11 protein-coding genes are annotated in these 10,083 nt (G+C 69.5%); 8 read left to right on the forward strand and 3 right to left on the reverse strand.

From position 1 onward, the window contains the following. Positions 1-47: 47 nt before the first annotated feature. The gene (locus AC1DJ5_RS06245; protein ID WP_441454141.1) at positions 48-254 is read right to left on the reverse strand and encodes a hypothetical protein; all 207 of its coding nucleotides are present in this window, start codon (positions 252-254) and stop codon (positions 48-50) included. A gap of 126 nt (positions 255-380) precedes the next feature. Here AC1DJ5_RS06245 and AC1DJ5_RS06250 point away from each other — a divergent pair, with 126 nt between their 5' ends. Beyond that, positions 381-1,154: a YebC/PmpR family DNA-binding transcriptional regulator gene (locus AC1DJ5_RS06250; RefSeq protein WP_477020023.1), complete on the forward strand. Its 774-nt coding sequence runs from the start codon at positions 381-383 to the stop codon at positions 1,152-1,154. 3 nt (positions 1,155-1,157) lie between these two features. Here AC1DJ5_RS06250 and AC1DJ5_RS06255 read toward each other — a convergent pair whose 3' ends face one another. Further along, positions 1,158-1,838 (reverse strand): hypothetical protein, encoded by a 681-nt coding sequence (locus AC1DJ5_RS06255; protein ID WP_477020024.1) that lies wholly within the window; start codon positions 1,836-1,838, stop codon positions 1,158-1,160. A gap of 140 nt (positions 1,839-1,978) precedes the next feature. Here AC1DJ5_RS06255 and AC1DJ5_RS06260 point away from each other — a divergent pair, with 140 nt between their 5' ends. The 7 genes from AC1DJ5_RS06260 to ybgC all read left to right on the forward strand — a co-directional run bounded on the left by AC1DJ5_RS06260 (position 1,979) and on the right by ybgC (position 6,845). Beyond that, positions 1,979-2,542 carry an energy transducer TonB gene (locus AC1DJ5_RS06260; RefSeq protein WP_477020025.1) on the forward strand — a complete coding sequence of 188 codons (564 nt, stop codon included), beginning with the start codon at positions 1,979-1,981 and terminating at the stop codon, positions 2,540-2,542. An 82-nt stretch (positions 2,543-2,624) separates the two neighbouring features. Then, positions 2,625-3,311 carry an MgtC/SapB family protein gene (locus AC1DJ5_RS06265; RefSeq protein WP_441454137.1) on the forward strand — a complete coding sequence of 229 codons (687 nt, stop codon included), beginning with the start codon at positions 2,625-2,627 and terminating at the stop codon, positions 3,309-3,311. Positions 3,312-3,399: 88 nt separating this feature from the next. Next, the gene (gene ruvC, locus AC1DJ5_RS06270) at positions 3,400-3,918 is read left to right on the forward strand and encodes a crossover junction endodeoxyribonuclease RuvC (RefSeq protein ID WP_477020026.1); all 519 of its coding nucleotides are present in this window, start codon (positions 3,400-3,402) and stop codon (positions 3,916-3,918) included. Beyond that, the gene (ruvA, locus tag AC1DJ5_RS06275) at positions 3,915-4,532 is read left to right on the forward strand and encodes a Holliday junction branch migration protein RuvA (protein WP_477020027.1); all 618 of its coding nucleotides are present in this window, start codon (positions 3,915-3,917) and stop codon (positions 4,530-4,532) included. The genes ruvC and ruvA overlap by 4 nt, the downstream gene beginning before the upstream one ends. A 181-nt stretch (positions 4,533-4,713) precedes the next feature. Further along, positions 4,714-5,742 carry a Holliday junction branch migration DNA helicase RuvB gene (gene ruvB, locus AC1DJ5_RS06280; protein ID WP_477020028.1) on the forward strand — a complete coding sequence of 343 codons (1,029 nt, stop codon included), beginning with the start codon at positions 4,714-4,716 and terminating at the stop codon, positions 5,740-5,742. A 245-nt stretch (positions 5,743-5,987) separates the two neighbouring features. Further along, a complete protein-coding gene (locus tag AC1DJ5_RS06285) occupies positions 5,988-6,389 on the forward strand; it encodes a hypothetical protein (RefSeq protein ID WP_477020029.1) in 402 nt (133 codons plus the stop codon). A gap of 3 nt (positions 6,390-6,392) precedes the next feature. Beyond that, entirely contained in the window at positions 6,393-6,845 is a 453-nt protein-coding gene (gene ybgC, locus AC1DJ5_RS06290; protein ID WP_441454132.1) for a tol-pal system-associated acyl-CoA thioesterase, read from the forward strand. Between the two features lie 213 nt (positions 6,846-7,058). Here ybgC and AC1DJ5_RS06295 read toward each other — a convergent pair whose 3' ends face one another. Further along, positions 7,059-9,713, reverse strand: a complete 2,655-nt coding sequence (locus AC1DJ5_RS06295) for a M14 family zinc carboxypeptidase (RefSeq protein WP_477020030.1) — start codon at positions 9,711-9,713, stop codon at positions 7,059-7,061. Positions 9,714-10,083: the final 370 nt, after the last annotated feature.

A 10,083-nucleotide genomic window follows, 5' to 3' on the forward strand; every position in this document is an offset into this window, starting at 1 on the left:
CGCTGCGCGACCACCCTCCCCATGAAGGGGAGGGAGAGGGGGCGTGTTCAGCGCTCGTCGTACTGGCGCAGCAGGAGCAGGGTTCCGACGGCGGTCAGGGCGCCCAGGGCGAAGGCGGCGACGAGGGAGCCGGTGGCGGCAGCGGTGGACACGGTGACCGGGCGCTTGGCGTACCATTCCACGATCTCGCCGGCATGGGCGTGGTCGAGGCCTTCGTCATAGGCGTCGTCCAGATAGGTGTCGTCGGCGGCCATCGGCGTCTCCTAATTACAGGCCTGCGCTAAATCCCCGGCGCAGTCGGGCGGTTCCCAGTCGTGACAGAGGATCGCACATCCAGTAAAGGCCTCGCCTCACGTTTCAGAAATCGGGCAGCGAGATTCATGGCCGGCCACTCGAAATTCAAGAACATCATGCACCGCAAGGGCCGCGCCGACGCCCAGCGCTCAAAGCTGTTCTCCAAGCTGTCGCGCGACATCACCGTGGCGGCCAAGGGCGGAATGCCCGATCCGGCGCTGAACCCGCGTCTGCGTCTGGCGGTCAACAACGCCAAGGCGGAAAGCCTGCCCAAGGACGTCATCCAGCGCGCCATCAACAAGGCCGCCGGCGGCGACGTCGATACGATGGAAGAGGTCCGCTACGAGGGCCGGGGCCCCGGCGGCGTGGGCATCATCGTCGAGGCCCTGACCGACAACCGCAACCGCGCGGCCTCCAACATCGGCGCCGCGTTCAAGAAGAACGGCGGGGCGCTGAGCGAGATGAACTCGGTCGCCTTCATGTGGGATAAGGTCGGCCAGATCATCTACAAGGCCGAGGCCGGCAGCGAAGACGAGGTCATGGAAGCCGCCATCGAGGCCGGCGCCCAGGACGTCGAGAGCGACCTGGTCAAGCCGGACATCTATGAGGATGCGCCGGGCCACACCATCTGGACCGCCTTCGAGGACCTGAACGAGGTGGCCGAGGCCATGTCCAAGGTGCTGGGCGACCCCAAGTCGACCGCCATCGTCTGGAAACCGCAGTCGGAAGTGCCGGTCACCGGCGAGGCCGTCGGCACCCTGTTCAAGCTGCTGGACGCCCTGGACGCGGAAGACGACGTGTCGTCGGTCTATTCCAACGAAGACATCTCGGACGAGGACGCGGCCAAGTACGCGGGCTGATCCCTAGACGGGGCAGGTCTCCATCCAGTCCTGACCCGGCTCGGCGGCTCTGAGGTCGCCGAGCGTCGGGATGTTGCGCTCGGCATCGGCGCTCACGACGAGGGTGGACATGGCCGAGGCCGTGGGCGCCTCGCGGCGATAGATGCTGAGGGCGAAGGGGACATGGCCGGGCGCTTCCACGCGCCAGACGCTGTTCGATTCGCCGTCGCCCGGCGCGTAGCAGCCGATGGGATCGACACGGGCGCGGCGCACCCGCAGCGCCTCGACCGGATCATAGGGCCCGGGCTCCCCCGTCGCCGACCAGTTGAAGATGATCCGCGTCGTCGGCGTGCGCGTGACCTCGACATCGAGGCCCGACAACTGACCCTCTGACGGCGAAGTCCAGCGGACGATCGACGCCCGCCGCTGCACGTCGGCCGGGTCGAGCGAGGACGGGGTTCCGGCGACGAAGACCGACAGGATCGCGTCGACCATCGGATTGGCGCGATTGACGGTCGCCCATTTCTCGGCGCAGGCGCCCTCGGCATAGCTCTCCATGCCGACGGTTTCGGCCAGGGCCATGCTGCAGCGCTCCATGAACTGCTCTCGCGTCTCCTCCTGGAAGGCGGCGGCGGGCGTCGTCACGGCGGCGGAGAGGCCAAGGCCTAGGCCGGCGAGGGAGGCGACAAAGAGGGCGACGCGCATGGCGGCTTCCTTTCGAGTATCGCAGATCGGCGGAGGATGCGCCTCGACGCTTGAAGCAGCAAGCGGAGCCGGACCATCGGCAGGGGCCGGCTTGTGTGGGACGGACGCGGCGCTAGGTTGCGCGCCTCAAAGGGGGCGGCATGACGACGGAAGAAGACCAGCCGGACATGGCGGGCGGCCCGCAAGGGCAGAGGTGGGTCGAGCCTGCGGTTTGGATCGGATGTGTGGTCGTGATGGCGGCTGCGGCCTGGGGCGTCGCTTGGGCGCTGGAGGGCGCGCAGGTCGAGTGGGAGGTTCTGGCGCCCGCTGCGCCCGAGGTCTCGACGCCCGAGGGTCTGTTGCAGGTGCGTCAGGCGCCGCCGTCGGACGGAGAAGGCGAAGTCATGGGCGAGACGAAGCCTGGGGGATCGGGAGATCGGCCCGTGGTGATCGTCAATCCCGAATGGGAGATCCAGCCGCAGCCTGTCTACCCCAATATGGCGATGCTGTTGGGCAAGATGGAAGGGGTGACCAGGGTCCGGTGTCGGACGGGCGAGGATGGCTCCGTTTTCGACTGCAAGGTCAAGGAGGAGCGGCCTCGAGGCGTCGGCTTCGGGCGTGAGACGGTCAAGGCGGCGGAACGGGCGCGGGTTCGGCCTCGAACCGTCGACGGGGCGCCGAGGCAGAGCGCGATCGAGTTCACCACCCGCTATCATTTGGATTGAGCGCGAAGGCGGCGGTCTTGCCGGGGGCGACGGCGCGGTTCACGGTGGCCGGTCCTGTGCAGTTCGAGGGACGGATATGGTGATGGATTGGGGGCTGATCGCGCCGGTGGCGGCGGCCATGACGGCGGGCGGTCTGATCGGGATCGAGCGGACCTATCACGGGCATCCGGCCGGGTTCCGCACTCATATCCTGGTCTGCATGACCTCGTGCGTGCTGATGCTGGCGGCCATGCACCAGTCGTCCTGGGGTTTCGCCCTCCTGCCGGATCAGAGGCTGGTGATCGACCCGACGCGGATGGCGCACGGTATCCTGACCGGCATCGGCTTCCTGTGCGCCGGGGTCATCTTCCGCGAAGGCTTTTCGGTGCACGGCCTGACCACGGCGGCGTCGCTGTGGACCACCTCGGCGGTCGGGGTGATGTTCGGCGTGGGCATGTGGGACCTGGGGCTGATCGCCGGGGGCGCGACCCTGCTGGTGCTGGCCATCCTGAGATTCCTCGACGCCCGCCTGCCGCACGTCGGGGTGATGGACGTGACCCTGCGCTGGATGCGGGAGGCGGTTCCGGGCGAGCCGACCCTGCGCGCCCTGCTGGACGACAGCGGGCTGAGAGCCGTGCGCATCGGCCACGTGGTCAGCCACGACGGCCTGTTCCACGAACACCATATCAAGGCGCGCGGGCCGATGCCGCTGAACGTCGCCGGCCTGTCGACGCGGCTGGGTCAGCAGACCGGGCTGGCGGGGTTCTCGGTCATGCCCAGGGACGATTGAGTTTCTCCTCCCCACGCGTGGGGAGGAGAGGGCGAAGATCGAGGCCGGTCATTGTTCGTCAACCTCGTTTGGGGCATGACTAGAACGAATGACGAACGTATCGACTCGAATCCTGGGGCTGGACCCCGGTTTGCGCCGCACCGGCTGGGGCGTGATCGAAAGCGAGGGCAGCCGCCTGCGCTGGATCGCGCACGGGGTGGTGGCCCCGCCCGAGAAGGCGCCCTTTCCTGAACGGCTGCTGCATCTGCTGGAGCAGGTGGGCGAGGTCTGCGCCGCCTACAGCTGCGACGAGGCGGCGATCGAGGAGGTCTTCGTCAACATGAACGGGGCCTCGACGCTGAAGCTGGGTCATGCGCGGGCGGCGGTCATGCTGGCCCCGGCGCGGGCGGGCCTGAGCGTGGCGGAATACGCCCCCAGCCTGGTCAAGAAGGCCGTGGTCGGGGCCGGACAGGCGGACAAGAGCCAGGTGGCCTTCATGATCAAGCGGCTGCTGCCCGCGGCGGGGGATGTGAAGGCCGACGCGGCGGATGCGCTGGCGGTGGCGATCACCCATGCGCACCATCGGCGGAGTCTGAGTCTGGGCGCGAGTTTGAGGGGCGCGGCATGATCGGGCGGTTGCGCGGGGTTCTGGCCGAGGTCGGGGAGGCGGAATGCCTGATCGACTGCGGCGGGGTGGGCTATGTCGCCGTCTGCGGGGCGCGGACGCTGGGGCGTCTGCCGGCGCCGGGCGACGAGACGACCCTCTATATCCATAGCCAGTGGAGCGAGGACGCGGGGCCGCGTCTCTATGGCTTCCTGACGCGCGACGAGCGGCGGGCCTTCACCGTGCTGCTGGCCATTCAGGGCGTGGGGCCGAAGGCGGCGCTGAGCGTGCTGGACGTGCTGCCGCCGGGCGAACTGGCCGGCGCCGTGGCGCGCGAGGACAGGGCGGCGGTCGGCCGGGCCAACGGCGTGGGACCGAAGCTGGCCCTGCGCATCGTCACCGAACTGAAGGGCAAGGCCCTGGGCGACGGGCATTTCGCTCCGAACGCGCCGGGCGTCCACGCCGTCGCCGCCCCGCCGCCGCCGAGCGTGACGGGCGAGGCGGTCGCCGCCCTGCTGGGGCTGGGCATCGCCGAGATCAACGCGCGCCGGGCGGTGGATCAGGCGCTGATCCGGCTGGGAGACGAGGCGGAGCTGCCGGCGGTGATCCGCGCGGGCCTGCAGGAGCTGGGGCGGTGAGGGGGGCGAGCGTTGATCCTTCTCCCCTTGCGGGAGAAGGTGGCAGGCGAAGCCTGACGGATGAGGGGTTGCGCCAGAGCCGAAGACAGCCAGGACGGATTGGAGGTCGCGAAACCCCTCATCCGACCTCGCTCCGCTCGGCCACCTTCTCCCGCAAGGGGAGCAGGGCGATGGAGGCCGCATGGAACGGGTGATCTCCGGCGACGCCGCGCCCGGCGAGCAGCATGACCGCGCTCTGCGGCCGCAGACGCTGAACGAATTCGTCGGTCAGCAGCAGGCCAAGGGCAATCTGAAGGTCTTTATCGACGCGGCGCGCGGCCGGTCCGAGGCGCTGGACCACGTCCTGCTGTTCGGGCCTCCGGGGCTGGGCAAGACGACGCTGGCGCAGATCGTGGCGCGCGAACTGGGCGTGGGCTTTCGGGCCACGTCGGGGCCGATCCTGGCCAAGGCGGGCGATCTGGCGGCGATCCTGACCAATCTGGAACCGCGCGACGTCCTGTTCATCGACGAGATTCACCGCATGTCCCCGCTGGTGGAGGAGATCCTCTATCCGGCGATGGAGGATCATGTGCTGGACCTGATCATCGGCGAGGGGCCGTCGGCGCGTAGCGTGCGCATCGACCTGGCGCCCTTCACCCTGGTCGGGGCGACGACGCGGGCCGGGCTGCTGGCGACGCCGCTGCGCGACCGGTTCGGCATTCCGCTGCGGCTGGAGTTCTATTCGCCCGAGGAACTGACGGCGGTGATCCGCGGCGCGGCGCGCAAGATGGGCGTGGCGATCAGCGACGACGGGGCGATGGAGATCGCGCGTCGGGCGCGCGGCACGCCGCGCATCGCCGGGCGTCTGTTGCGCCGGGTGCGCGACTTCGCCGACGCGGAAGGGGCGGCGACCATCGACCGTCTGGCGGCGGCGCGGGCCTTGGCCCGTCTGGAGGTCGACGAGGCCGGGCTGGACAGCCTGGACCGGCGCTTCCTCAAGGCCCTGATCGAGAACTACGGCGGCGGGCCGGTGGGCATGGATACGCTGGCGGCGGCCATCGCCGAGGCGCGCGACGCGGTCGAGGACGTGATCGAGCCCTATCTGCTGCAGCAGGGCTTCATCCAGCGCACGCCGCGCGGACGCATGGCCTGTGCGCGCGCCTATGAGCATCTGGGGCTGGAGGCGCCGAGGGCGCCGGTCGCGCCGCCGGCGGATCTGTTCGGGAAGTAGCCCTTCTTCCTTCTCCCCTTGAGGGAGAAGGTGGCCCGTCAGGGCCGGATGAGGGGTGTCGGCGGGGCGTTCAGACGTGAGGCGGTGTAGGAATCTCCTCGCACCCCTCATCCGTCATCCCCCGGGACAAGCCCGAGGGCTGCCACCTTCTCCCGCAAGGGGAGAAGGGAAGCGCAAGCGATTCGCCAAAGGGCTTCACCCCTCCTCCAAACCCGGCCATGCTCCATGGCGAAGGGAGACGGGCGATGGCGCGAGGCGGGATCAGGACGGACCGGGCGATCATCCTGCTTGGCGCGGCGGTGCTGCTGCCGGCCGGGATCAGCGTCTTCGCCCTGAGCCAGGGCGCGCGGTTCGGGCCGAAGCAGGCGACGCCGGCCGAGCGGGCGCTGATGCAGGTCAAGGCCCAGATGGGGCCGGGCGCCGAGGTGCGGTATCTGGAGAACGGCAAGCGCCGCGCCGTCTGCGGTTACGCCGGGTTCGCAGGCGAGCGGCGGGCGGTCGCCTTTGTTTCGCGGCCCAATCGCATCCTGATGGGCGACGATCCCCTGGGGGCCGAGTTCGCGGAAATGAAGGCCCAGTTCTGTCCCGGCTTCAATCCGCCTCGACCGACGGCTAAGGCCTCAGCAGCGAATTCCGTTCAGGGCTGACCGATGACCGACCTTCCCACCGCCGGCCGCTTCGACGGGCAGGATCACCTGCTGCCGGTGCGAGTCTATTACGAGGACACGGACTTCACCGGTCTGGTCTATCACGCCAACTATGTCCGCTATTTCGAGCGCGGGCGGTCGGATTTCCTGCGGCTGGCGGGCGTCGGACACGTCGAACTGCTGGAGCAGGACGAGCCGCTGGCCTTTGTCGTGGCCGAGATGAACATCAAATACGCCAAGCCGGCGCGGATCGACGACGCGCTGGTGGTGCGGACCCGCTATGAGGCCATCAAGGGCCCGCGCCTGATGATCCGCCAGACGGTCGAGCGCGCCGGCGAGGTGCTGTGCCGGGCCGATGTGACGGCGGTCTGCATCCATCTGGACGGGCGTCCGAGGCGGCCGACGAAGCGGTTGGTCGAGCTGGTGACGCCGTGGTTGGCGGGGGAGGGGGCGTAAACTTCGCTTCTCCCCTTGAGGGGCCGGATGAGGGGTTTGGCCACGCCGGATGACGTCGGCCAGTTGAGCGTCGTGCAACCCCTCATCCGACCTCGCTCCGCTCACGCTAACGCCTTCGGCTGCTTGAGCGCGCGCTCCCGCCAGGGGAGAAGGGTCTTTCACGCTGCCGCCTTCGGTTGCTTGGGCGCGCGCTCCCGCCAGGGGAGCGGAGTGTCACCGGTCCTCGCCGTTGCCGCCCGAGGCGTGGGCGGGGCCGCGGAAGACGGCGTTGAGGAAGAGCGGCTTCAGGCCTTCGAGGAAGGCGCGCATGGTGACGTCCTGGGTGAAGGCGACGACCTGGCCGCGGCCGAGTTCGGAGGCCATGGCGACGGGCTTGTAGGCCAGCTGGCGACGGTTCTCGGCCCAGAGCTGACCCGAGGCGAGGACGCTGTCGGGCCCGGCCAGGCGCACGACGTTGGTGCCCTGGTCGCGGGTCAGGGGCGTGTAGATGTCCGAGCCGCGCACCATGACGCTGAGCTCGTGCGCGACGCCGGCGCCCAGCCAGTGCTCCTGATCCACGACGGCGTGGGCCAGAACCCCGGCCACGGAATCGGGCGAGCCGCCGTGGTGGCCGGTGCGATCCAGATAGTCGGCGTCCGAGGGGATTTCGGTTCCGGCGACGGTGGCGCCGGAGCCCTCGGCCTTCTTGTCGCCGTCGGGGTCGACGGCCGTCTCGCGGCGGCTGTCCAACAGCTTGGCGTCGGGATCCGTCAGCAGACGGGTGGCCGAGCCGACGCCGATCAGGACGCCGCCGTTCCGGACCCAGGCGCGCAGATTGGCGACGCCGTCCTCGCCCAGGATCTTCTCGTAGTTTCCGCCCGAGGGCAGGATCAGCACTTGATAGCGGCTGAGGTCGGCGCCCGACAGGCGACGGGTGCGCACCGCCGTGACCGGCCAGCCGTATTCGCGCTCGAGAATATGCCGGATCGACCCGGCGGACTCGGCGTCGGTCGGGTCGTCCCAGGCCATGGCCACGCGCGGGGCCTTGATGAGGGTCGCCTCGTCCGAGCCGACGTTGGGACCGCTGGAAACCCAGGAGGTGGCCAGGGCTGTGACCTCGGCCCCGCTGGCGGCGGCGATGCGGTGCACGCGCTCGTCCAGATCGGCGGGCGAGCCGGCGCGCGGCACGATGAAGGCGCCGCCCGCATAGGGTTTGCCGTCCAGGGTGAAGGGCTTCTCGATCGAGCGGACCGGCAGCTTCTCTTTCAGGGCGGCGGTCAGGAAGCGCATCCCCGCAGTGCCCGGATTGATCGCATAGCCATAGGTCGCCTCCGCCCCGGCCACCGCGACCGGGCGGATCAGTTCGGGGCCGACCGCCGTGGTCTGGACCGAGGGCGCGCCGGCGCACTTCTGGGTCGGGACGTTGAACAGCAGCGGCATGGACCAGCCGGTCAGATCGTAGATCTCGTCGCCCAGGCCGCGCGCGCGGCGGGCCTCCTGTTCGGCCAGGAATTTCGGGTCCAGCGGCACGTCCCTGGCCAGCAGGGTCTCGGCCATGCGGCGCTGGGGCTGGGACAGGTTCACCACATAGTCGCCGGCGCGATAATTCTGACCGCAGGCGGAGAAGGACGCCGTCGCGCGACCGACTTCTAGCCCTGAGCGGACCAGCAGCCCCGCCAGCTTGTCGGCGGCGGCCGGGTCGGCGGCGCCGGAGCGGGAAATGACATAGGCGCCGCGTCCGCCCGCGATCCCGTCGCGGTGGAAGGCGTAGAAGTCGCTCAGCAGCCGCTCGCGGTCGCGGGCGGCGGTCTCGATGGTCGACAGGGTGGCGGTCAGGTGGCCCTTGACCGTGTCGGCGTAGGTGATGACCTCGCCCGTGCGGCGGCGCGCCATCAGGCCGCGCGCGGAGCCCTGCTCATAGGTCATGGAGACGGCGCCGAAGTAGGCCGGCCAGCCGTCGCCGTAGCCGGGGTAGAAGGCGTCGAAGGTCTCGCGCGTGAAATAGTCCAGCCCGGCCTGGTCGAAGCGCGCCCCGTTGTTGCGGCCAAAACGTTCGCGGGCGTCGAGGATCGGCGGATAGATCCACGGGTTCAGCGGCTGGGCCTCGGGCGGGAAGAAGAAGCTCGAGTCCGTGCCCATCTCGTGGGAATCGACCACCACCTGGGGGCGCCAGTCGCGGATCAGGGCGGCGTGGCCCTGGGTTTCCGGCTGGGACTGGATGAACCAGTCGCGGTTCAGGTCGAACAGGTTGTGGTTATAGCGGCCCGACGGCCAGGGCTCGGAGCGTTCGGCCGACAGGGGGTCGGGGTTGGGCTGAAGGCCGAGGCCCGCCTCGAAGCCGTTGATGAAGCGCTCGCGTCCGTCGGGGTTCTGGGTCGGGACGAAGACGACCACGGCGTTCTGCATCCAGCCCTGCGCCTCGGCGTCGGAGGCGTCCATCAGGCGGCGCGCGGCGGCCATGGCGGCGTCGGCGGGACTGATCTCGTTGCCATGCACCGAATAGGCCATCCAGACGATGACCGGGGTGTCGGCGATCAGGGCGCGGGCCTGGTCCGGCGAGGTGCGGCGCGGATCGCCGAGCGCCCGGGTCGCGGCCTTGATCGCATCCAGCCGGGCGATGTTGGCGGGCGAGCCGACGGCGGCCCAGAATAGGGGGCGGCCTTCCCAGGTCGTGGCGTAGTCGCCGATGACCATGCGGTCCGGCGCCGAGGCGCGCAGGGCCTCGAAATAGCGGCGCACCTCGGCGGCGCGGGTGATGCGCGTGCCCGGCGCATGACCCAGCACGGCCTCCTGCGTCGGCGGCGTCTGCCGCGCCAGAACCGGCGTGGCCGAGGCGGCCAGAACAAGGCTGAGCGCGAGCAAAGGACGCGCGGCGAGACGACGTGACATGAGAACTTCCCCCTGGTGACGAGCAGCTTAACCGCCGTTTCGCCAGGAAGGGAAGGCGGGGCTGTCAGGACCAGTTAGGAGCGGCGCAATTTACCCGTTCGACCTTGCTCGAAGCGGGCCTGCCCAACGTCTCGTGAGGGTCGGGTGCGGGCCTCGGCTTCGACGCTGAAAGCGGACATCGGCTTCCACGCCAGAAAGCGGACGCTGCAAACGTCAGCTAGGGGTGGGAAGCTGCCGTCTGACTGATAGAGTCCAAGCCATGAGAAGATCATATGTCTTGCTCGCTCTCGTCGGCACCCTGACGGCTTCGTGCGATCATTTTGGCGGCATCGACGCATACGCACCCTTGGCTGGGCTTCCAGACACGTCC

It is taken from the genome of Brevundimonas sp. 01N35, from assembly GCF_056399785.1.